Below are 20,688 nucleotides of genomic sequence, written 5' to 3' on the forward strand. Positions count from 1 at the left end.
CCGCTGCTCGCGACGGGCCTTTACTTGGCAGCGTCCGCCTTGCCGGCATCGTCCTTCGGCTTCTCCTTGCCGAGGTAGATGTATTCCGGCGCCGCGCGGAGCTGGTCCTTGTCGGTGTTGATCATCGCCCGCAGCGCCTTGCCATCGACGCGCTGCAGATGCATCGCGCTCGGGTCGACCGCGACGTACTTGGTGCCGATCCCGAGGAAGCCGCCGACGCCGACGACCCAGGCCTTCACCTTGCCGTCGAAGCCGATCACCACGTCGGCGATCTCGCCGATGGTCTCGTTGGCGCCGTTGATGATGGTCTGGCCGACGAGCTTCGAGCTGACCATGTCGTCGGGCGACTGCGCGACGAAGGTCGGCCGCAGGTTGTCGGTGAAGGTCGCGGGCTGCCCCGGCACCGCCTCGACCGGCTTCATCGGCGCCGCCGACGCGTCGGGCTTCACCGGATCGGGCTTGACGACGTCGGGCTTGACGGAGTCGGGCTTGGGCGCATCCGGCGAGGCCGTCGCTGGCTTCTCGGGCGGCACGGCCTGGGTGCCCGGCGCGGCCGTGGTCGGGGACGACGTCTGCGCGAGCGCGAGGCTCGGTCCCAGGACGGTCGTGCCCAGGGTGAGGAGGACCGTTCCGGCAATCAGGCTGCGCATCGCGTCTCGTCTTTCCATCGTCGCCCCGAGCCCGATCCGGCCCGGGGTCTACAGTGAAGCTCCCCCGCAAAAGGCCCGCCGCATCAGAAGGTTCCACCGTGCCCGCATGGTGCGCCGGCTCCGGAAAACGCGAGGGGGCCGCCCTGGACCTCGCGGCCGCGTGCGCCATCTGGTCGTGGGCCGAGCCCGCGACCGCTCCGGAGGCCGTACCCGCCCATGACCCTGCTCCGCCGCGAAGCCCTCACCCTCCTCGGTGCGGCCATGAGTGCCGCCGCCGGCAGCGCCCACGCCCTCGATGCCGGGACGCGCGCCACCGCCTTCGCCTTCGACGGGCCGGAGGGCGGGGCGATGCCGCTGTCGGCCTATGCCGGGCGGCCGATCCTGGTGGTCAACACCGCCACCGCGTGCGGCTATGCCGGGCAGCTTACCGGGCTGCAGACGCTGTGGACGCGCTTCCAGGAACGCGCGCTGACGGTGATCGGCGTGCCCTCGCCCGATTTCGGCAACCAGGAGCCCCTCGATGGCGCCGCCATCGCCGAGGCCGCCCGCAAGAACCACGGCGTCACCTTCCCGCTCACCGCCAAGACGCGGGTGAAGATGCCGGGCGCCCACCCGTTCTACCAATGGGCGGCGCTGGAGAAGCCCGGCGAGACGCCGCGCTGGAACTTCCACAAGTATCTCGTGGCCCGCGACGGAACGCTGGCCGCCGCCTTCGCGACCCAGGTCGAGCCGACCGACCCGCGGGTGATCAGCGCGATCGCCGCGGCGCTCGACAAGGCTTGAGCGTCACGGCCTGAGGCTCACGCCGCCGGCGCCTTCTCCCGGTCGGCCCCGCGCGACACCTTCAGCAGCGCGTCGAGCTCGCGTCCTGCCGCCTCGATGCGCGCGGCCACGGTCGCGTCGGCGACGACGCCGTCCGCGATCTCGTCGCCGCCGGCATAGACCGAGGTCGGCGCGATGTGCGCGGAGAAGAACCCGAACAGCGGCCGGAGCGAGTGCTCGACCACCAGCGCATGGCGCAGGCCGCCCCCCGTGGCGGCGAGCGCCACCGGCATGCTGACGAGGGCCTCGGCGTCGACGAAATCGAACACGTGCTTGAACAGGCCGGAATAGGCGCCCTTGTAGACCGGCGTCCCGACGATCAGCGCGTCGGCCCCCTCGATCGCCGCGACCAGCGCCTCGGCCGCCGGCGGGAGGCCGTCGCGCGTGAGCGCGCCGAGGCCCGGCCCGGCATCGATCAGGTCGATCACGCTCAGGTCGATGCGGCGATGGCGGCCGAGCTGCGCGCCGATCGCCTCGACGAGCGTGCGGGTACGCGAGGGCCGGTTGATGCTCGCCGAGAACGCGACGACGCGGGGCAGGGGCACGGATGGAACCTCGGGACTCGCCGGAGCGCCCCGGCCCGTGGAGGCCGGCGGCGCGATCGGTCCGTTGTGACCGGTCCGGCGACGCTTGGGAACCACCGCGGGCCGCGACTCCGGCACCGTGTCAGGGCCTGTCCGTCCGCTCCCTGGGGGCCCCGACGGAAGACCCGAGGTCATGGCGTCGGTTCTTCGAGCGCGGGGGACGATCCGGCGGAGCGCCGGATCGGAGGCTGAGGACGGCGCCCACGAGACCGGGACCGGTCGGCCCGTGCTTCGGGCCGAAGCCGCGCAGCCGCCGGAACCGGACCGCGCGGGGGGGGCGAGCCGGTGCGCAGGGCGACGACCGCCTCGATGCGGTCGACATCCGATAAGGATCGCGACGTCGACCAGCGCCGGCCGCCACAGCCGCGGCGCGACCGCCCACGCGATGCCGAGCTTGCCCGCTCGGGCGGAGAACGGCTCCGGTCCGCCCGCCGCACGCTCCTTGGCCCGTGCCATCGGGGCGGTTCGTAGCGGGACGCCGAAGGCGACGTGCTTCGCGATCATCGTCACCGCGAGCGCCGCCGTCGTCGAGACCGGAACCAGCGGCATCGTTCCCCCGAGCGTCGCCCCAAGGCCGGAAGCGTTGCACGCGCCGGTTGGTATTTCCTGAACCGGCGCGGGCGCGCGGGCGGCGTTCCGTTCCGCAAATGCGAAAGCTTGACAGGCGGGGCGAAGTCCTCGCGATGGTGCCTCCCCGAAGCGTCGGAGACCCGTCCTCCCATGAACTCGCTCGTCCCGCGCCTGAACGGCTACGCGCCCTACGCCCTGTCGCTGCTGCGCGCGGTGACCGGCCTCGTGTTCCTGCAGCACGGCACGCAGAAGTTGCTCGGGCTTCCGCCGCGGACGATGCCGGCGCCCGAGCTGCTCTCGCTCGCCGGTGCCGCGGGCCTGCTCGAGCTGGTCGGCGGCACGCTGATCGTGCTCGGGCTGTTCACCCGGCCGGTCGCGTTCTTGCTGTCGGGCCAGATGGCGGTGGGCTACTTCCTCGTCCACGCACCGAAATCGCTGTTTCCGGCGGTGAACGGGGGCGATGCCGCGATCCTGTTCTGCTTCGTGTTCCTCTACCTCGTCTTCGCGGGCGCCGGCCCCTTGAGCGTGGACGCCGCCCGCGCCGGCCGCCGCTACTGAGCGAGGCCGTCGACCGGGTCGGCATCGATCCGCACCCGCAGGATCGCGTAGGGCGGCTCCTGCAGGTCGCGGCCGTGGTTGTACTCGGGCCGGCGGTTCACCTGGGCGGCCGAGATGTAGAGCCAGCGGTCGGCGGTGATCCAGAACGTGTCCGCCCAGATCAGCCGCGGATCGGAGGCGATCACGGTGATCGTCCCGTCGGGGTCGCGCCGCCCGACGGCGTTCTGCTCCTGCAGGCTGAGATAGACCCGGTCCTTGGAATCGGTGGTGAGGCCGCCGGTCATCCCCTTCTCGCCGAGGTCCTTCACGGTCGCGGCCACCTCGGCATCCGAAACCTTCGGGTCGAGCAGGCCCGCCGTCTCGACCGAATACAGCCGGCGCGCCATCAGCGGCGCGTAGTACAGGCGGCTGCCGTCGGGGCTAAGCGCGATGCCGTTGGCGCCGCCCTTCAGGTGCTGCGGCGGGCCGTCGCCCTTGGTCTGCATCACCGGGCGCTCCTCGACGAACTTCACCACCCCCTTCTGCGACTTGGTGCTGGCATGCTCGGCCAGCCGCCGCGCCACCTGGCCGGTGGCGAGGTCGACGGCGAGGATCGCCCCGTCCTCCCCCTGGCCCTGGTCGGTGATGTAGGCGCGCTGGCGCCCAGGCCTGATCTCGACGCGCAGGTCGTTCAGCGACGAGGTCGGCACGATGCCGGCCTCGAGCGGGATCATGCGGACGATGCGGTTCGTCGCCAGGTCCATCTGGACGAGCTTCGCCCCGCCCGGCACCGGCGCGCCCTTGCCCTCGGGCAGGCCGGAATCGAGCAGCCACAGGCTGTCGTCGGGGGCGAAGACGCCGTTCGGAACGTGGAAGAACGTCGCCTGCGGCCGGCCCGCGTCGGGGGTGTTGGTGGCTTGGTCGGGATAGGGCTTCACCGAGCCGTCGGGCAGCACCTCGCCGATGGTGACCGTCTCCTTGCCGGTGAAGCGCGGCATCATCACGAAGACGCGGCCCCCGTGCGAGATCGCCAGGCCCGTCGGCGTCGAGGGCGCGTGCGCGGCGAGCGCCAGCTCCATCCGCGGCGCGGTCCGGCTCGCCACCGCGGTGCCGCCCGGCGCGGGCGAGCCCGTCTCGGCCGCGGCCGCGGGCAGGGCGAGGGCGGCGAGGCCGCCGGCGAGGAGGTGGCGTCGGACGAGGGGCATGGAGCTTACCGTTTCAGCCGCGAGGCGCGACGCGCAGGTCGATGGCGAGGATGGCGTGGCCGGCGGCGACGAACAGCCGCCGCCCGTCCGATCCGCCGAAGGCGAGGTTCGCGGCCGGCGTCGGCGTGGCGATGCGGCCGAGCGGCGTGCCGTCGGGAGCGAAGATGCGGATGCCGTCGCCGCAGGCGGCGTAGACCCGCCCGGCGCCGTCAACCTTCAGGCCGTCGGGCACGCCGGCCTCGATCGGCGCGAAGGTCCGCGGCGGCCCGAGCCGGCCGTCCGCGCCGACGGAGAACGCCATCACGGCCCGGCCGGCCTCGGGGTTGAGCGACGCGCCGGATTCGCTGACGTAGAGGGTGCGCCCGTCGGGTGCGAAGGCGAGGCCGTTCGGCTGGTCGAGGGCGTCGGTCATCGCCTCGACCTTGGCCGCCGGCGTGCCCGGCGCGGTGACCCGGTAGACGCGGCGCGCACCCTGCTCGGGCTCGGCCAGGATGCCCTCCTCGGGCTGGGTGATGCCGAAGACCGGGTCGGTGAACCACACCGCCCCGTCGGCGGCGACCACCGCGTCGTTGGGCGAGTTTAAGCGTCTGCCGGCGAAGGCGTCCGCTAGCACGATCTTCGTCCCGTCCGGCTCGCGCCGCACCACCCGCCGGGTGCGGTGCTCGCAGGTAATCAGCCGCCCCTGCCCGTCGAGCGTGTTGCCGTTGCCGTTCTCGGAGGGGTCGAACAGGGTTTTCACCGACCGGTCGTCGGCGAGCACGCGGATGCGGTTGGCCTTGGTGTCGCTGAACACCAGCCCGCCGAGCCCGGGTGCCCAGCACGGCCCCTCGCACCAGCGCCCGTCGTCGAACAGCGTCCGGATCGGGGCGGCGGGATCGATCAGGGCGTCGAGCCGCGGATCGTCGACCCGCACCACCGCGCCCGCTGCCCGCACCGTCGAGGCCGCGAGCAGGCCGAGGCCGGCCGCGAGGACGACGCGTCTGTGAAGGTTCGGCATGGCATTCCAAGGACCCGAGCCCATCACCCGGGACCGGGTGAACGCCCAAGGCCCGCAAGCGATCCCGGATCCGATCCGCGCCCGCATCCGGGACCGACGCGTGCCGCGCGGACCTTCGGAATGCGTGGGGATCCTCGGGCTGGCGGTCGTGCGCATTCGGCATGGCCGACGGCCGAGAACCGCTGGCATATCCGACTATCCTCCCATAAGCACCTCCCTGCGGGCAGGTGGCGGAATGGATTCCTGTGGCGAATCGGTCCCACCCCGCTCGCCTCCGCGAAGGTCGCGGACGGCCGCGGAGCACGACCGCGCCGCGCATGGATCGAGATCGAACGGGCGGGACGCACATGGCCCTCGAAGGATCCCACCCGCATCCGCCGATCGGGAGCGGCTTTCTGCGGCCCCGGGTCGTGGCCGTCGCGGTGCAGAAGGGCGGCACCGGCAAGACGACGCTCGCAGCCTCGTTGGCCGTCGCCGCGGCGGAGGCGGGCGAGCGCGTGATCGCCCTCGACCTCGATCCGCAGGGCTCTCTCGCGTCCTGGGGGGCGATGCGCGCGACGGGCTCGGTCGCGGTCGACCGCATCCAGCCCTGGGAGATCGGGCAGCTCGACGACGTCCTCGTTCAAGCCGCCGACGACGGCGCGACGCTCGCCGTCGTCGATACCGCGGGCGCCATGGCCGGGGTCGCCCACGCCTTGCGGATCGCCGACCTGGTCTTGATGCCGGTGCGTCCCTCCCGCCTCGATCTCATCGCGGCCGGGCCTACGCTGCAGGCCCTGGTCGGCCTGGGGATGCGGCGGAAGCTGGCCTTCGTGCTGAACCAATGCCCGCCGCCGCCATCGCCGCGGACGGAGGCCTATGCCGCGCAGATGCGGACGCTCGGCGTGCTCGCCGAGCCGAGCATCATCCAGCGGGTCGACCACCAGGATGCCCTGGCCATGGGCCTCGGCGTCACCGAGCGCGCCCCGGGGGGCCAGGCCGCCGCCGAGATCCGCGCGCTCTGGGCGTGGATCGACGCGAAGATGGGGCATCCGGTGCCGGCAGACTGACCCCGTGCCCCGCCGCGCGCGCGGCGGTCAGCCCCGTCCGAGCGCCGACAGGATGCGCGCCCACGAGCGCGTGCCCTTGTGGAAGCTGCGCAGGTCGTACTTCTCGTTCGGCGAGTGGATGCGGTCGTCGTCGAGGCCGAAGCCGATAAGCAGGGTGTTGCGGTCGAGCAGGCGCTTGAAGTCGCCGACGATCGGGATCGAGCCGCCGGCGCCCACCGTCACCGCGGGCACGCCCCACTCGTCGGCGAGCGCGGCGCGGGCGGTCTCGAGCTCCGGCATGTCGAAGGGCAGGCTGATCGCGCGCGAGCCCTTGTAGCAGATCACGTTCACCGAGCAGTCGGCCGGGATGCGCTGGCGCACGAACGCCTCGAAGGTCTCGGCGAGTCTCTGCGGGTCCTGGTCGTCCACGAGGCGGAACGAGACCTTGGCGCTTGCCTTGCCGGCGATCACCGTCTTGGTGCCCTCGCCGGTGTAGCCGCCGATGATGCCGTTGACGTCGCAGGCCGGCCGGGACTGCACCAGCTCGATCAGCAGCCGGCCGCGCTCGCCGGCCGGCTCCGACAGGCCGATCGGGCCGAGGAACTTCTCGGGCGTGAAGTCGAGGCCGCGCCACTGCTCCAGCACCTCGGGCGGGCGCTCGTGCACCCCGTCGTAGAAGCCCGGCAGCGTCACCCGGCCGTCGGCGTCGTGCAGGTCGGCGAGGATCCGCGACAGCACGTGGATCGGGTTGCGCGCGGCGCCCCCGAAGAAGCCCGAATGCAGGTCGCGGTCGGCGCAGGTCACCTCGACCTCGAAGTACGCGAGCCCGCGCAGGGACGAGGTGATCGCCGGCGTCGTCGGGTTCCACATGGAGGTGTCGCAGACCAGCACGACGTCGGCGCCGAGCCGGTCCTTGTTCTGCGCCACCCATTCGGGCAGCCCCTGCGAGCCGTTCTCCTCGGCGCCCTCGATCAGGATCGTGACCGCGCAGGGCAGCTCGGCGTTCATCGCCAGATGCGCCCGGCAGGCCTCGACGAAGGTCATCACCTGGCCCTTGTCGTCCGAGGCGCCGCGGGCGACGATGGTCTTGTTGCCCTTGGCGTCGGTGGCGATCCGCGGCTCGAACGGCGGCGTCTCCCACAAGGCCAGCGGATCGACCGGCTGCACGTCGTAGTGCCCGTAGAACAGCACGTGCGGCGCCCCCGGCTTCGGCTTGTGCGCCAGCACCACCGGATGGAGCGAGGTCTCCTCCACCGAGGTCTCGAACCCGAGCGCCGTCAGGTCCGCGGCGAGCCAGGCCGCCGCCTCGCGGCACGGGCCGGCATAGGCTGGATCGGTGGAGATCGACGGGATCCGCAGGAAGGCGAACAGGCGCTCCAGGGCGTTGTCGAGATCCTTGTCGATGTCGTTGAGGACGGAATCGAGGGCGGCCATCGGGGCTCCTGGGACGGTTCGGCTGTCCGGCCCAGGGTTAGCCGAGGCGTGCGCAAACGGAAACCGTTTCGCCCGCAGCGCGATCGCCCGCCCCGGGGAACAGCCGCAGATTGGAACCGTTATCGGGAGGAACGGCGGCCGTCGCGCAGCCTGGCCGGACGCAAGTCCTGCGATACGTCCCGCGACCCGTCGCGAGACCGGGCGGTGCCCGACGTCGGTCGCCCTCCCCCGCGCGGTTCGTGCGGAAACCCCTTTTTCTTGGAACGCCCCATGCTCATCGAAAGCGGCTCGCCCGTCGCGGCGGACAACCGGATCGGCATCCGCCTCACCATCAACGGCCAGCCGCGCGAGCTTCAGGTCGCGCCCTGGACCACCCTGCTCGACCTGCTGCGCGAGCACCTCGACCTTACCGGCACCAAGAAGGGCTGCGACCACGGCCAGTGCGGCGCCTGCACGGTGCTGGTCGACGGCACGCGGGTGAATTCCTGCCTGGCGCTGGCGGTGATGAAGGACGGGGCCGAGATCACCACCGTCGAGGGCCTCGCCGGCATCGCCAACGCGGGCGCCGGCTCGAACGGGCTCCACCCGATCCAGGAGGCCTTCATCGAGCACGACGCGTTCCAGTGCGGCTACTGCACGCCCGGCCAGCTCTGCTCCTCGGTCGGCCTGATGAACGAGGGCCACGCCCACTCGCGCGACGAGATCCGCGAGGCGATGAGCGGCAACATCTGCCGCTGCGGCGCCTACACCAACATCGTCGACGCGATCGAGGACGTGATGCAGGGGGAAGCCCGATGAACCGCTTCGACTACGTCCGCGCCGACACCGTGGCCGAGGCGGTCCAGGCCTTCGCCGCCGCGCCCGGGGCCCGCTTCATCGCGGGCGGCACCAACCTGATCGACCTGATGAAGTACGACGTCGAGCGGCCCGGCCGCCTCGTCGACATCACCCGCCTGCCGCTCGGCGAGATCGTCGAGCACGACGGCGGCCTGCGCCTCGGCGCGCTGGCGACGAACGCCACCGTCGCCTACGACGCGCGCGTCCGCGCCCGCTACCCGCTGCTGTCGAACGCGATCCTGGCCGGCGCTTCGGCGCAGCTGCGCAACGCCGCCTCGACCGGCGGCAACCTGCTCCAGCGCACCCGCTGCTATTATTTCTACGACACGTCCACGCCGTGCAACAAGCGCCAGCCCGGTTCCGGCTGCCAGGCGATCGGCGGCGTCACCCGCATCCACGCGATCTTCGGCACCAGTCCGAGCTGCATCGCGACGCACCCTTCCGACATGTGCGTGGCGCTGGCCGCGCTGGAGGCGGTGGTGCAGGTGAGCGGGCCGGACGGCGACCGGGCGATTCCCTTCTCCGAGTTCCACCGCCTGCCGGGCGACGCCCCGGAGCAGGACACCACGCTGAAGCCCGGCGAGATCGTCGTGGCGGTCGACCTGCCCGAGCGCGATTTCGGCCAGCACGTCACCTACCTGAAGCTGCGCGACCGGCTCTCCTACGCCTTCGCGCTGGTCTCGGTCGCCGCCGCCCTCGAGCTCGACGGCGACACGGTTCGGACCGCCCGCCTCGCGCTCGGCGGCGTCGCCCACAAGCCCTGGCGCAACCGCGAGGCCGAGGCGCTGCTGCAGGACAAGCCCGCCACCCGCGAGAGCTTCCAGGCGGCGGCCGACCTGATCGTGGCCGAGGCCCAGCCGCAGGCGGGCAACGCCTTCAAGGTCGAGCTGGCGCGGCGCGCCATCGTGCGCGGCCTGGAGCAGGCCGCCGCCGGCACGCCGCAATCGATCACCGACAAGCGCATCCAGTGAGCCCCCGATGACCCAGACCTTCTCCTCCACCGGCCGGGACACGTTCGTCGGCAGCGCCCGCAGCCGCGTCGACGGCCCCGCCAAGGTGACGGGCCTCGCCAAGTACGCGGGCGAGTTCGCCGCCCCCGACCTGCTGCACGGCTACGTGGTGTCGAGTGGCATCGCCAAGGGCCGGATCAGGACCATCGACACCGGCAAGGCCGAAGCCGTGCCCGGCGTCGTCAAGGTGCTGACCCACGAGAACCGCACCCGCACCGCCTGGCTCGACTACAATTACCAGGATCAGGTCGCGCCCCCCGGCTCGCCCTTCCGCGCCCTGTACGACGACAAGATCCACTACAGCGGCCAGCCGATCGCCCTGGTGCTGGCCGAGGATTTCGAGACGGCCCGCCACGCCGCGGCGCTGGTGGCGGTCGACTACGAGGTCGAGGAGCCGCTGACGGATCTCGAAGCCGCCAACGCCTTCGCCTACGAGCCGCCGATGCGGCGCAACGGCATCAAGCCGCCGCCCAAGCCCTGGGGCGACGCGGATGCGGCGTTCGACGCCTCGGCGATCCAGCTCAAGCAGGAGTATCGCCTCGCCACCGAGCATCACAACCCGATGGAGCCCCACGCCTCGACGGTGATCTTCGAGGGCGACGGCAAGTACACGGTCTACGACAAGGTCCAGGGCGTCTCGAACAGCCATGCCTACCTCGCGAAGGTGTTCGGTATCGCCAAGGACGACCTGCGGGTGCTCAACCCCTATCTCGGCGGCGGCTTCGGCTCGGGCCTGCGCCCGCAATACCAGCTCTTCCTGGCGATGCTGGCCGCGCGCGACCTCGAGCGCTCGGTGCGCGTGGTGCTGACCCGCGACCAGATGTGGAGCATCACCTACCGGCCGGAGGCGCTGCAGACCATCAGCCTCGGGGCCGAGCGCGACGGCACGCTCCTGGCGCTGCGCCACGACGCGGTCGGCGCGACCTCGACCTTCGAGGACTACCAGGAGGTGGTCGTGAACTGGTCGGGCGTGATGTACCGCTGCGACAACGTCCTCTTGACCTACAAGATCGCCAAGCTTGACACCTACACACCCGGCGACATGCGCGCGCCCGGCGCCGTCACCGGCGTCTTCGCGATCGAGACCGCGATGGACGAGCTTGCCTACGCGAGCGGCCTCGACCCGATCCAGCTCCGCCTGAAGAACTTCACCGAGGCCGACGCCACCGCCGAGAACAAGCCCTTCGGCTCGAAGGCGCTGAAGAGCTGCTTCTCGGAGGGCGCCGCGCGCTTCGGCTGGGACCGGCGCAACCCGGAGCCGCGCTCGATGCGCGAGGGCCGCGAGCTCGTCGGCTGGGGCATGGCGTCGGGCGTCTGGGAATCGATGATGATGCAGACGAGCGCCCGCGCCATCCTCACCCCCGACGGCAAGCTCGAGGTCGGCAACTCGACCGGCGACATCGGCACCGGCACCTACACGATCCTCACCCAGATCGCCGCCGACACCCTCGGCCTGACGATGGAGGACGTGACGACGAAGCTCGGCGACACCGCGCTGCCCGAGGCGCCGGTGGCGGGCGGCTCCTGGACCGCGGCCTCGTCCGGCACCGCCGTGATGAAGGCCTGCCGCGACGTCGGCGAGCAGGTGTTCAAGCTCGCCCGGCAGATGGAGGATTCGCCGCTGGCCAACGTCGACTTCGAGCGCGTCGCCTTCGCCGACGGGTGCATCGCGGTGGCGGGCGACCCCGCGCGCAGCGTCGCTCTGGTCGACGTGCTGCGGGCTTCCGGCGTCGACAAGGTCGAGGCCACGGCCAACGCCGCCCCCGACAAGGACTTCAACGCCAAGTACGAGGCCTACACCCACTCGGCGATCTTCGTGGAGGTGAAGGTGGACGAGGAGCTGGGCCAGGTCCGCGTCACCCGCGTCGTCTCGGCGATCGCGGCCGGAAAGGTGCTGAATCCCAAGACCGCGCGCAGCCAGATCCTCGGCGGCGTGGTGATGGGCATCGGCTCGGCGCTGGAGGAGGAGTCGATGATGGACGACCGCATCGGCCGCTTCATGAACCACAATCTCGGCGAGTATCACGTGCCGGTGAACGCCGACATCCACGACATCGACGTGATCTTCGTCGACGAGGAGGACAAGGCGAACCCGCTCGGCGTGAAGGGGCTCGGCGAGATCGGCATCGTCGGCACCGCGGCGGCGGTGGCCAACGCCGTGTTCCACGCCACCGGCAAGCGCATCCGCAACCTTCCGATCACGGTCGACAAGATCCTGGGCTAGCGGACCCGGCCCGAGCGACGTCCGCTCGGCGACGGTCCGGTCGAGACGGCCTCGGCCGCGGCACCCGCCGCGGCCGAGGCCGTTCGCCTGCGAGGAGATCGCGACGGGCCCCGGGCGCCCGTCCGAAGCCGGCGGCCCGGATGCGGGCCGTCGCCGCGGTCCCGAATGTGCTACGGCGCCCGCTCCGAATCCTCGGGCCGTGCGGTCGTCATGAACCTCTTCCTCGTCTTCGTCGGTGCCGGGATCGGCGGCGTGGCGCGCTACGGCGTCAGCACCGCGTCCCTGCGGCTCGGGTCGGGCTTTCCCTACGGCACCATGGCGATCAACATCGTCGGCTCGGTGCTGATGGGCCTGTTCACCGGCTGGTTCGCCCTGCGGGGCGGCGGGCAGCCGCTGCGGCTGTTCATCGCCACCGGCGTGCTCGGCGGCTTCACCACCTTCTCGTCCTATTCGCTTGAGGCCGTGATGCTGCTGGAGCGCGGCCAGGCCGGCGCGGCGGCGATCTACATCGTCGGCTCGGTCGTGCTCGGCCTCGCCGGCCTGTTCGCCGGGCTGCTGCTGATGCGCGCGATCCTGTGACGGGCCCGGCGTGATGTTAGCCTTGATGCAGTCCTGGCGCTTCTGGGCGCTGCTCTCGGCGGCCTTCGCCGCGCTCACCGCGATCCTGGCCAAGGTCGGCGTCGCCGGCGTGCCGTCGGACGTCGCCACCCTCGTCCGCACGGTGGTGATCCTCGGCCTCACGGCGGCGATCGTGGCCGTCACCGGCCAGGCGGCCGACCTCGCGCGGATCCCGGGGCGGAGCGCGGTCTTCCTCGTCCTGTCGGGGCTCGCCACCGGCGCCTCGTGGCTCTGCTACTTCCGCGCCCTGTCCCTGGGCGATGCCGCCCGCGTCGCGCCGATCGACAAGCTCAGCGTCGTGCTGGTGGCGATCTTCGGCGTGGTCCTGCTCGGCGAGACGCTGAGCCCGACCAACTGGCTCGGCGTGGCGCTGATCGCCGCCGGCGCCGTCCTGGTCGCGATCGGTGCATGACGGCTGCGGCGTACCATGGAATCGTTTCAACTATAAACTTCGATATCGCCCGACGAAGATTGAAATTACAACGTTTCCAATATTGTCGACGTCGCTTGATTGTCGATTTCCATCCCTGCTAGAGCGTTCTCCGGCGATGTACTTCCGCCTTGCTTTCAAGGTGGCGTGCCCGCCGAGCGCTGGAGGCCGGAATGGGACGGGTGATGGACCTGATCGATGCCTGCGTGACGGTGGCGTGGTGGGACGGCTCATGTCTCGGCCTGCGCCTGCACCGCCTGCCGGACCTGATCGACCACGTCGCGGCGAGCCCGCAGCCGAAGCGGGGGCGCCGCCTCGGAGGCCGCCGATGATCGCCGAATCGAATCGGTGCCGCTGCGACGAGTCCCGCGGGCAGGCGGCGGTCGAGCAGGCGCTGACGCGGGCGTTCTGGCACGCCCTCGATGGTCAGGGCCTGTCGGTGATGGCCGCCCTCGAAGCCGCGTCGCGCACCATCGGCGTGCTCTACGGCCAGATCGCCGCGGCGCACGGCGCCGGCACGACCTGCACCTGCGGCTGGGTGCCCGACCCGGACACCGACCTGATCGTGCTGGAAGCGCATCTCGCCGCCGCCTTGCTTCAGCCGCGTGCGCCGGACCTCGCCCGGATGGAGGCCGCCGGCAGCGCCTGACGGCCCGACCCGCCCCGGCGCACGGCGCCCGCCGGCCTTCCCCCGGGGAAGCCGGGCGGGCGGACGTTACGGTTCGCTTAACCCACCCGCGCGATCATCGCCCCCTGACGCGAGGTCGGAGCTCGGGCGATGGACGCATTCTACCACGGCCTCGAAACGTCGCTGCTGGCCTTCGGCTTCGCCCTGAGCGTCGCCGCCTTCGCGCTGCTCGCGAGCCCGCCCGCGCCCGCCGGCACGATCACGCTGCCGATGCTCACGGTCGACGTCCCGCAGAACGCCCGCTGATCCGGCTGCGTCGCGGCTCCTGCGTGACACGACGAAGACGTGGGACAGACGTGGTCATGCGTCCGGGACGGCATGGACATGCCGGATTCAAGGGAGACCATCGCGCAGCCTTGCGCTATCAGCCGGGACAGCCCTGATCGGCCTGCGACTACGCGGCGGTGTCACCGACGGCCCTGAGCGGATACCTTCCGGTCGCGGTCCCGGCGCACGCCTCGCGTCGATCGCCGCACCGCGTCACCGTCGTCATCGAGCAAGCCGGCTGTCCGACATGATCCCTGAGCCCGCCCTGGCAAACTCCTCGCCCCTCGAGCGCGACGCGCACCTCGTCTCGACCGACCACAAGGTCGCGCCGGGAGAGATCGCGGCCGGCGTGGTGATCGGCCGGGCCTCGGAATATTTCGACTTCTTCGTCTACGGCATCGCCTCGGTGCTGGTGTTCCCGAAGGTGTTCTTCTCGTTCGAGCCGGATGCGCTCACGGCCACGCTGTACTCCTTCGCGGTGTTCTCCCTCGCCTTCATCGCCCGGCCGATCGGCTCGGTGATCTTCATGGCCGTCGACCGGCGGCACGGCCGCGGCGTCAAGCTGACGATCGCGCTGTTCATGCTCGGCGGCGCCACCGCGGCGGTGAGCTTCCTGCCGAGCTACGCCAGCATCGGCCACGCCTCGATCTGGCTGCTGGCCGGCCTGCGCATCCTCCAGGGCCTCGCGCTCGGCGGCGCCTGGGACGGGCTCGCCTCGCTCCTGGCGCTGAACGCCCCGCGCGAGCGCCGCGGCTGGTTCGCGATGATCCCCCAGCTCGGCGCACCCCTCGGCTTCATCGTCGCCAGCGCCCTGTTCTCGTTCTTCCTCGTCAACCTCGATTCGGCCGACTTCCTCGATTGGGGCTGGCGCTTTCCGTTCTACTGCGCCTTCACCATCAACGTCGTGGCGCTGTTCGCCCGCTTGCGGCTGGTGGCGACCGACGAGTTCGTCCGCCTGATGGAGAAGGGCCGGCTCGAGCCGGTGCCGGTGATCGAGGTGGTGCGCCACCATGCGGTGGACGTGTGGATCGGCGCCTTCGTGCCGCTGGCCGCCTTCGCGCTGTTCCACCTCGTGACGATCTTCCCGATCAGCTGGCTGACCCTGTTCACCGATCGCTCGCCCGGCGAGTTCCTGATCGTGCAGTGCTCGGGCGCCATCGTCTGCGCCGGCGCGGTCGCGGCCTCCGGGCTGATCGCCGACCAGATCGGCCGCCGCAACGCGCTGCTGCTCAGCTCCGGCCTGATCGCCGTCTTCGCTCTCGGCAGCATCATCGCGCCCCTGGTGTTCGGCGACAGCGCGATCGGCCAGACCATGTACGTCACCATCGGCTTCATGCTGATGGGCCTCGCCTACGGCCAGACCGCCGGCGCGGTGACGGCGCGGCTCGGCGCGCGCTACCGCTACACCGGCGCGGCGCTGACCTCGGATCTGGCGTGGCTGTTCGGCGCAGGCTTCGCCCCGCTGGTCGTCCTCTGGCTCTCGTCCCGCTACGGGCTGTGGATGGTCGGCCTCTACCTGCTCTCGGGTGCGGCGGCATCGCTCCTTGCCCTCACCCTCGACCGTTCCGAGATGCGTCAGATGTAGTCGGGAGGCCCGCGTCGTCCCTCACCCCGTTCCGATACATGTTCGCGCCGAACGGCCCCAGGGCCCGCCGGCCAGGCAAACCGAGTTGATCGCCGTGGCACGCTCCGCCTCACCTTCCCGTCCCCCGGCCCGCACGGCCGCCCGGCTCCTGCGCGGCCTCTGCGCCGTGTCGCTCTCCGGGCTGCTCGCCGGCTGCAACCTCGTGGTGATGCAGCCCTCGGGCGACGTCGCCCTGCAGCAGCGGAACCTCGTCCTCGCCTCGGTCGGGCTGATGCTGCTGATCGTGCTCCCGGTGATCGCGCTGACGCTGATCTTCGCCTGGCGCTACCGGGCGACCAACGAGTCGGCCCCCTACGATCCGGACTGGCACCACTCGACCCAGCTCGAGGTGGTGATCTGGACGGCGCCGCTGCTGATCATCATCGCGCTCGGCGCGCTCACCTGGATCAGCACCCACACCCTCGACCCGTTCCGGGCGCTCCGGCGGATCGACTCCAGCCGCCCCGTGGCGGCCGGCGTGAAGCCGCTCGCCGTCGAGGTCGTCGCCCTCGATTGGAAGTGGCTATTCTTCTACCCGGAATACGGGATCGCCACCGTCAACGAGCTCGCCGCCCCCGTCGACCGGCCGATCGACTTCAAGATCACCGCCTCCTCGGTGATGAACGCCTTCTACGTCCCCGCGCTGGCCGGGATGATCTACGCGATGCCCGGCATGCAGACGCAGCTCCACGCGGTGATCAACAAGCCGGGCGAGTATGCCGGCCTGTCCTCGCACTACAGCGGCACCGGCTTCTCGCGGATGACGTTCAAGTTCCATGGCCTCGACGATGCCGGGTTCGACGCCTGGGTCGCCAAGGCGAAGGCGCAGGGCTCCGACCTCACCCGCGAGGACTATCTCAAGCTCGAGAAGCCGAGCGAGGCCGAGCCGGTGAAGTACTACAAGTCCGTCGCCGACGGGCTGTTCGACACCATCGTCAACATGTGCGCCGTGCCGGGCAAGATGTGCATGAGCGAGATGATGACCATCGACGCCAAGGGCGGCGCCGGCAAGGACTCCACCGAGAACCGCGAGCGCCTCCGCTACGACAACCGCCACATCGAGCAGGGCGACGAGGCGCCGGGCGCCACAGCACCCGCGTCCGGCCGCACCCCGCACGGCCAGGAGCAGCCGCAGGGCATGAAGCCCGACGGCAACAACCCGCACGTCCACGAAAACGGAACGAAACCCGAGAACCAGATGCCGGCGCCGGAGCGGGACTCGGTCGCCCCGTCGCAGCTCAACAACAAGTAGGACCGGCGCCCCGCCGCCGAACCACCCTCAACGGATCGAACCCATGTTCTCCAATCCGGATCTCCAGAAGCTCGTCTTCGGACGGCTCTCGCTGGAAGACATCCCCTACCACGAGCCGATCCTTCAGGTGACCTTCGCCATGGTGGCGCTGGGTGGCCTCGTCGTGCTCGGCGCGATCACCTACTACCGCTTCTGGGGCCCGCTCTGGCGGGACTGGCTGACCTCGGTCGACCACAAGAAGATCGGCGTGATGTACATCGTGCTGGCCTTCGTCATGCTGCTGCGCGGCTTCGCCGACGCGCTGATGATGCGCGCGCAGCAAGCGGTCGCGTTCGGCGCCAACGAGGGCTACCTGCCGCCGCACCACTACGACCAGATCTTCACGGCGCACGGCGTGATCATGATCTTCTTCGTGGCGATGCCGTTCGTCACCGGCCTGATGAACTACGTCGTGCCGCTGCAGATCGGCGCCCGCGACGTGGCCTTCCCATTCCTCAACAACTTCAGCTTCTGGATGACGGTCTCGGGCGCCATGACGATCATGGCCTCGCTGTTCGTCGGCGAGTTCGCCCGCACCGGCTGGCTCGCCTATCCGCCGCTCTCAGGCGCGGACATGAGCCCGGGCGTCGGCGTCGACTACTACATCTGGGCGCTGCAGATCGCCGGCATCGGCACGCTGCTCTCGGGCATCAACCTGATCGCGACCATCGTGAAGATGCGCGCGCCGGGCATGACCATGATGAAGCTGCCGATCTTCGTCTGGACCTCGCTCTGCACCAACGTGCTGATCACGGCGGCCTTCCCGATCCTCACCGCCGTCCTCGCCCTGCTGTCGATGGACCGCTACGTCGGCACGCACTTCTTCACGAACGACCTCGGCGGCAACCCGATGATGTACTTCAACCTCATCTGGATCTGGGGCCACCCGGAGGTCTACATCCTCATCCTGCCGGCGTTCGGCATCTTCTCGGAGGTGACCTCGACCTTCTCCGGCAAGCGCCTGTTCGGCTACGCCTCGATGGTCTACGCGACCGTGGTCATCACGATCCTCTCGTACCTCGTCTGGCTGCACCACTTCTTCACGATGGGCTCCGGCGCCGACGTGAACTCGTTCTTCGGCATCACGACGATGATCATCTCGATCCCGACGGGCGCGAAGATCTTCAACTGGCTGTTTACGATGTATCGCGGCCGGATCCGGTTCGAGCTGCCGATGATGTGGACCGTGAGCTTCATGGTTACCTTCACCATCGGCGGCATGACCGGCGTGCTGCTCGCCGTGCCCCCGGCCGACTTCGTGCTGCACAACTCGCTGTTCCTGATCGCGCACTTCCACAACGTCATCATCGGCGGCGTGCTGTTCGGGAGCTTCGCCGGCGTGACCTACTGGTTCCCGAAGGCCTTCGGGTTCAAGCTGGACCCGTTCTGGGGGAAGATGTCGTTCTGGTTCTGGACGGTGGGGTTCTACTTCGCCTTCATGCCGCTCTACGTCCTCGGCCTGATGGGCGTGACGCGCCGCGCCAACCACTTCGACGATCCGTCGCTGCAGATCTGGTTCGTGATCGCCGCCTTCGGCGCGGTGCTGATCCTGCTCGGCATCCTGTCGATGATCGTCCAGTTCGTGGTCTCGATCCGCAACCGCGAGGCGCTGCGCGACCTCACGGGCGATCCCTGGAACGGCCGCACCCTCGAGTGGTCGACCGCCTCGCCGCCGCCGGACTACAACTTCGCCTTCACCCCGGTCATCCACGATCTCGACGCGTGGTCCGACATGAAGAAGCGCGGCTACGAGCGCCCGCTCAAGGGTTACAAGCCGATCCACATGCCGAAGAACACCGCCACCGGCGTGATCCTCGGCGTGGTCTCGATCGGCTTCTCGTTCGCGATGATCTGGTACATCTGGTGGCTCGCGGCCGCGACCTTCGCGACGATGTTCCTCGTCACCGTGATCCACACCTTCAACTACAACCGCGAGTTCTACATCCCCGCCGCCGACGTGGTGCGGGCCGAGGGGCAGCGGACGAGCGTGATGGCGGGACGGGCCTGAGCCGATGATGCACACCGACACGGCCCCGCCGGGCACCGAGGCTCCGGCCTTCTACCTCGACGAGGACCACGCCCACGAGTCGAGCACCATGCTCGGCTTCTGGATGTACCTGATGAGCGATTGCCTCATCTTCGCGGTGCTGTTCGCCACCTACGGGGTTCTCGGCCGCAACTACGCGGCCGGGCCCTCGCCGCGCGACCTGTTCGAGCTGCCGCTGGTGGCGCTCAACACCTCCATGCTGCTCCTGTCCTCCATCACCTACGGCTTCGCCATGCTGGAGATGGAGAAGGACAACGTCCGGACGATGCAGGTCTGGCTCGCGATCACCGGCCTGTTCGGCGCGTGCTTCATCGGCATCGAGCTCTACGAGTTCGCCCACCTGATCCACGAGGGCGCGACGCCGCAGCGCTCGGCCTTCCTGTCCTCGTTCTTCGCCCTGGTCGGCACCCACGGCCTGCACGTCTCGCTCGGCATCGTCTGGTTGATCGTGCTGATGGTGCAGACCGCCCAGAAGGGGCTGATCGTCGAGAACAAGCGCCGGCTGATGTGCCTGTCGATGTTCTGGCACTTCCTCGACGTCGTCTGGATCGGCGTCTTCACCTTCGTGTACCTAATGGGAGTGCTGCAATGAGCTCGGCGACGGGGGCGGGGCACCACGCCGAACCGCACGGTCACGGCCACGACGCGCACGGCCACGACGCGCACGGCCACCCGGCCGGGGCGCACGGCTCGTTCAAGAGCTACATGACCGGCTTCGTGCTCTCGGTGATCCTCACCGCGATCCCGTTCTGGCTGGTGATGAGCGACGTGCTCGGCAACGCCGTGCACACCAGCCTGATCATCATGGCCTTCGCGGTGGTGCAGATCGTGGTCCACATGATCTACTTCCTGCACATGAACACGAAGTCCGAGGGCGGATGGACGATCCTGGCCCTGATCTTCACGCTGACCCTCGTCGTGATCACGCTGACCGGCTCGATCTGGGTGATGTATCACCTGAACACCAACATGATGCCGACGTCGCCGCACGACCTGATGCACCACAAGCCCTGAGGACGTCCCGCCTCGGCCTGGCGGCCTTCAACCTCGCGAGCGCGCTGGCGGTCGCGGGGCTCGTCGCCCTCGGGATCTGGCAGGTCGAGCGCCGGGCATGGAAGCTCGACCTGATCGCGCGGGTCGAGGCCCGAATCGGCGCGGCCCCGGTCCCGGCGCCCGGGCCGGCGGCGTGGCCGAGCGTGACCGAGGCCGCCGACGCCTACCGCCACGTCCGGGTGGCGGGCCGCTTCCGCCACGAGTCCACCACGCTGGTCCAGGCGGTGACGGTGCTCGGCGGCGGGTTCTGGGTGCTGACGCCGCTGGTCGCCGACGGCTTCACGGTGCTGGTGAACCGCGGCTTCGTTCCCTCCGATCGCCGCGATCCTGCCGGCTGGCGCCGGCCCGAGGGCGAGGTCGACGTCACCGGCCTGTTGCGCCTCACCGAACCCGGCGGCGCGTTCCTGCGCAGCAACGCGACCGCCGAGGATCGTTGGTATTCCCGCGATGTCGCCGCGATCGCTTCGGCCCGGGGGCTCTCCGGCATCGCGCCCTACTTCATCGATGCGGATGCGTCGGCGGATGATCGCTTGCCCGTCGGCGGGCTGACGGTGGTCGCCTTCCACAACAACCACCTCGTCTACGCGCTGACCTGGTTCACCCTCGCCGCGATGACGCTGGGGGCCGCGATCTACGTGAACGTGGAGCGGCGGAGGTGAGGGGCCTGCTCGTCGGGTTCGGGGGGGGAGCTGCCGCATTCTTCCTCCCCCCTTAAGCGGGGGAGGGTGGCCCGCTAAGCGGGTCGGGAGAGGGGAGCGACGGTGCCTGAAAG

Annotated in this window: 22 protein-coding genes; 17 read left to right on the plus strand and 5 right to left on the minus strand. The window is 70.3% G+C overall.

The annotated features are described in order from the left end of the window. Nucleotides 1-20: 20 nt before the first annotated feature. Nucleotides 21-650, minus strand: a complete 630-nt coding sequence (locus FV227_RS30450) for a PRC-barrel domain-containing protein (RefSeq protein ID WP_313899222.1) — start codon at nt 648-650, stop codon at nt 21-23. 216 nt (nt 651-866) lie between these two features. Between FV227_RS30450 and FV227_RS15390 the strand changes: the two genes are divergently transcribed. Next, on the plus strand, nt 867-1,433 hold the full coding sequence (locus FV227_RS15390) for a glutathione peroxidase (protein WP_147728620.1): 567 nt from the start codon (nt 867-869) through the stop codon (nt 1,431-1,433). Between the two features lie 17 nt (nt 1,434-1,450). Here FV227_RS15390 and FV227_RS15395 read toward each other — a convergent pair whose 3' ends face one another. Next, nucleotides 1,451-2,011 (minus strand): NAD(P)H-dependent oxidoreductase, encoded by a 561-nt coding sequence (locus FV227_RS15395; RefSeq protein WP_147728623.1) that lies wholly within the window; start codon nt 2,009-2,011, stop codon nt 1,451-1,453. A 765-nt stretch (nt 2,012-2,776) separates the two neighbouring features. On the opposite strand from FV227_RS15395, the gene FV227_RS15400 reads away from it, so the two are divergent. Further along, the gene (locus FV227_RS15400; RefSeq protein ID WP_147859383.1) at nt 2,777-3,184 is read left to right on the plus strand and encodes a DoxX family protein; all 408 of its coding nucleotides are present in this window, start codon (nt 2,777-2,779) and stop codon (nt 3,182-3,184) included. Here the strand turns inward: FV227_RS15400 and FV227_RS15405 are convergent. Beyond that, nucleotides 3,178-4,368, minus strand: coding sequence for an L-dopachrome tautomerase-related protein (locus FV227_RS15405; RefSeq protein ID WP_147859384.1), 1,191 nt, complete (start codon nt 4,366-4,368; stop codon nt 3,178-3,180). The genes FV227_RS15400 and FV227_RS15405 overlap by 7 nt on opposite strands. Nucleotides 4,369-4,381: 13 nt before the next feature. Beyond that, nucleotides 4,382-5,365, minus strand: a complete 984-nt coding sequence (locus FV227_RS15410; protein ID WP_147859385.1) for an SMP-30/gluconolactonase/LRE family protein — start codon at nt 5,363-5,365, stop codon at nt 4,382-4,384. A 347-nt stretch (nt 5,366-5,712) separates the two neighbouring features. Here FV227_RS15410 and FV227_RS15415 point away from each other — a divergent pair, with 347 nt between their 5' ends. Continuing rightward, complete coding sequence (locus FV227_RS15415; protein ID WP_147859386.1) at nt 5,713-6,414, plus strand: ParA family protein; 702 nt, start codon at nt 5,713-5,715, stop codon at nt 6,412-6,414. 27 nt (nt 6,415-6,441) lie between these two features. Here FV227_RS15415 and FV227_RS15420 read toward each other — a convergent pair whose 3' ends face one another. After that, entirely contained in the window at nt 6,442-7,827 is a 1,386-nt protein-coding gene (locus tag FV227_RS15420) for a M20/M25/M40 family metallo-hydrolase (protein WP_147727411.1), read from the minus strand. Nucleotides 7,828-8,097: 270 nt separating this feature from the next. On the opposite strand from FV227_RS15420, the gene FV227_RS15425 reads away from it, so the two are divergent. The 14 genes from FV227_RS15425 (at nt 8,098) to FV227_RS15485 (ending at nt 20,575) form a co-directional block, all read left to right on the plus strand. Beyond that, nucleotides 8,098-8,625 (plus strand): (2Fe-2S)-binding protein, encoded by a 528-nt coding sequence (locus tag FV227_RS15425; protein WP_147727412.1) that lies wholly within the window; start codon nt 8,098-8,100, stop codon nt 8,623-8,625. Further along, nucleotides 8,622-9,635, plus strand: coding sequence for a xanthine dehydrogenase family protein subunit M (locus FV227_RS15430; RefSeq protein ID WP_147727413.1), 1,014 nt, complete (start codon nt 8,622-8,624; stop codon nt 9,633-9,635). The genes FV227_RS15425 and FV227_RS15430 overlap by 4 nt, the downstream gene beginning before the upstream one ends. 7 nt (nt 9,636-9,642) lie before the next feature. Beyond that, on the plus strand, nt 9,643-11,898 hold the full coding sequence (locus FV227_RS15435) for a xanthine dehydrogenase family protein molybdopterin-binding subunit (RefSeq protein WP_147727414.1): 2,256 nt from the start codon (nt 9,643-9,645) through the stop codon (nt 11,896-11,898). 210 nt (nt 11,899-12,108) lie between these two features. Continuing rightward, the gene (gene crcB, locus FV227_RS15440) at nt 12,109-12,477 is read left to right on the plus strand and encodes a fluoride efflux transporter CrcB (RefSeq protein ID WP_147727415.1); all 369 of its coding nucleotides are present in this window, start codon (nt 12,109-12,111) and stop codon (nt 12,475-12,477) included. A gap of 13 nt (nt 12,478-12,490) precedes the next feature. Continuing rightward, complete coding sequence (locus FV227_RS15445; RefSeq protein ID WP_147727417.1) at nt 12,491-12,928, plus strand: EamA family transporter; 438 nt, start codon at nt 12,491-12,493, stop codon at nt 12,926-12,928. A gap of 203 nt (nt 12,929-13,131) precedes the next feature. Then, nucleotides 13,132-13,278, plus strand: coding sequence for a hypothetical protein (locus FV227_RS29065; protein WP_187274827.1), 147 nt, complete (start codon nt 13,132-13,134; stop codon nt 13,276-13,278). Beyond that, nucleotides 13,275-13,595: a hypothetical protein gene (locus FV227_RS15450; protein ID WP_147859387.1), complete on the plus strand. Its 321-nt coding sequence runs from the start codon at nt 13,275-13,277 to the stop codon at nt 13,593-13,595. The genes FV227_RS29065 and FV227_RS15450 overlap by 4 nt, the downstream gene beginning before the upstream one ends. Before the next feature lie 129 nt (nt 13,596-13,724). Further along, a complete protein-coding gene (locus FV227_RS29070; protein WP_187274828.1) occupies nt 13,725-13,880 on the plus strand; it encodes a hypothetical protein in 156 nt (51 codons plus the stop codon). Between the two features lie 268 nt (nt 13,881-14,148). Continuing rightward, on the plus strand, nt 14,149-15,486 hold the full coding sequence (locus tag FV227_RS15460; RefSeq protein ID WP_147728166.1) for an MFS transporter: 1,338 nt from the start codon (nt 14,149-14,151) through the stop codon (nt 15,484-15,486). 148 nt (nt 15,487-15,634) lie between these two features. Beyond that, on the plus strand, nt 15,635-16,777 hold the full coding sequence (cyoA, locus tag FV227_RS15465; protein WP_187274830.1) for a ubiquinol oxidase subunit II: 1,143 nt from the start codon (nt 15,635-15,637) through the stop codon (nt 16,775-16,777). A 43-nt stretch (nt 16,778-16,820) separates the two neighbouring features. Next, complete coding sequence (gene cyoB, locus FV227_RS15470; RefSeq protein WP_147728168.1) at nt 16,821-18,824, plus strand: cytochrome o ubiquinol oxidase subunit I; 2,004 nt, start codon at nt 16,821-16,823, stop codon at nt 18,822-18,824. 4 nt (nt 18,825-18,828) lie between these two features. Next, nucleotides 18,829-19,455 carry a cytochrome o ubiquinol oxidase subunit III gene (gene cyoC, locus FV227_RS15475; RefSeq protein WP_147728169.1) on the plus strand — a complete coding sequence of 209 codons (627 nt, stop codon included), beginning with the start codon at nt 18,829-18,831 and terminating at the stop codon, nt 19,453-19,455. Further along, entirely contained in the window at nt 19,452-19,877 is a 426-nt protein-coding gene (gene cyoD / locus FV227_RS15480; RefSeq protein ID WP_147728170.1) for a cytochrome o ubiquinol oxidase subunit IV, read from the plus strand. The genes cyoC and cyoD overlap by 4 nt, the downstream gene beginning before the upstream one ends. A gap of 17 nt (nt 19,878-19,894) precedes the next feature. Further along, nucleotides 19,895-20,575 carry an SURF1 family protein gene (locus tag FV227_RS15485; protein WP_210246722.1) on the plus strand — a complete coding sequence of 227 codons (681 nt, stop codon included), beginning with the start codon at nt 19,895-19,897 and terminating at the stop codon, nt 20,573-20,575. Nucleotides 20,576-20,688 lie beyond the last annotated feature (113 nt).

It is taken from the genome of Methylobacterium sp. WL119 (assembly GCF_008039875.1).
Taxonomy (GTDB): domain Bacteria; phylum Pseudomonadota; class Alphaproteobacteria; order Rhizobiales; family Beijerinckiaceae; genus Methylobacterium.

Bases quoted from the DNA above. Each gene is read 5' to 3' on its own strand.
- FV227_RS30450 (WP_313899222.1), bottom strand. From the start codon at position 650: ATGCGCAGCCTGATTGCCGGAACGGTCCTCCTCACCCTGGGCACGACC.
- FV227_RS15390 (WP_147728620.1), top strand. From the start codon at position 867: ATGACCCTGCTCCGCCGCGAAGCCCTCACCCTCCTCGGTGCGGCCATG.
- FV227_RS15400 (WP_147859383.1), top strand. From the start codon at position 2,777: ATGAACTCGCTCGTCCCGCGCCTGAACGGCTACGCGCCCTACGCCCTG.
- FV227_RS15405 (WP_147859384.1), bottom strand. From the start codon at position 4,368: ATGCCCCTCGTCCGACGCCACCTCCTCGCCGGCGGCCTCGCCGCCCTC.
- FV227_RS15410 (WP_147859385.1), bottom strand. From the start codon at position 5,365: ATGCCGAACCTTCACAGACGCGTCGTCCTCGCGGCCGGCCTCGGCCTG.
- FV227_RS15415 (WP_147859386.1), top strand. From the start codon at position 5,713: ATGGCCCTCGAAGGATCCCACCCGCATCCGCCGATCGGGAGCGGCTTT.
- FV227_RS15420 (WP_147727411.1), bottom strand. From the start codon at position 7,827: ATGGCCGCCCTCGATTCCGTCCTCAACGACATCGACAAGGATCTCGAC.
- FV227_RS15425 (WP_147727412.1), top strand. From the start codon at position 8,098: ATGCTCATCGAAAGCGGCTCGCCCGTCGCGGCGGACAACCGGATCGGC.
- FV227_RS15430 (WP_147727413.1), top strand. From the start codon at position 8,622: ATGAACCGCTTCGACTACGTCCGCGCCGACACCGTGGCCGAGGCGGTC.
- FV227_RS15435 (WP_147727414.1), top strand. From the start codon at position 9,643: ATGACCCAGACCTTCTCCTCCACCGGCCGGGACACGTTCGTCGGCAGC.
- crcB (WP_147727415.1), top strand. From the start codon at position 12,109: ATGAACCTCTTCCTCGTCTTCGTCGGTGCCGGGATCGGCGGCGTGGCG.
- FV227_RS15445 (WP_147727417.1), top strand. From the start codon at position 12,491: ATGTTAGCCTTGATGCAGTCCTGGCGCTTCTGGGCGCTGCTCTCGGCG.
- FV227_RS29065 (WP_187274827.1), top strand. From the start codon at position 13,132: ATGGACCTGATCGATGCCTGCGTGACGGTGGCGTGGTGGGACGGCTCA.
- FV227_RS15450 (WP_147859387.1), top strand. From the start codon at position 13,275: ATGATCGCCGAATCGAATCGGTGCCGCTGCGACGAGTCCCGCGGGCAG.
- FV227_RS29070 (WP_187274828.1), top strand. From the start codon at position 13,725: ATGGACGCATTCTACCACGGCCTCGAAACGTCGCTGCTGGCCTTCGGC.
- FV227_RS15460 (WP_147728166.1), top strand. From the start codon at position 14,149: ATGATCCCTGAGCCCGCCCTGGCAAACTCCTCGCCCCTCGAGCGCGAC.
- cyoB (WP_147728168.1), top strand. From the start codon at position 16,821: ATGTTCTCCAATCCGGATCTCCAGAAGCTCGTCTTCGGACGGCTCTCG.
- cyoC (WP_147728169.1), top strand. From the start codon at position 18,829: ATGATGCACACCGACACGGCCCCGCCGGGCACCGAGGCTCCGGCCTTC.
- cyoD (WP_147728170.1), top strand. From the start codon at position 19,452: ATGAGCTCGGCGACGGGGGCGGGGCACCACGCCGAACCGCACGGTCAC.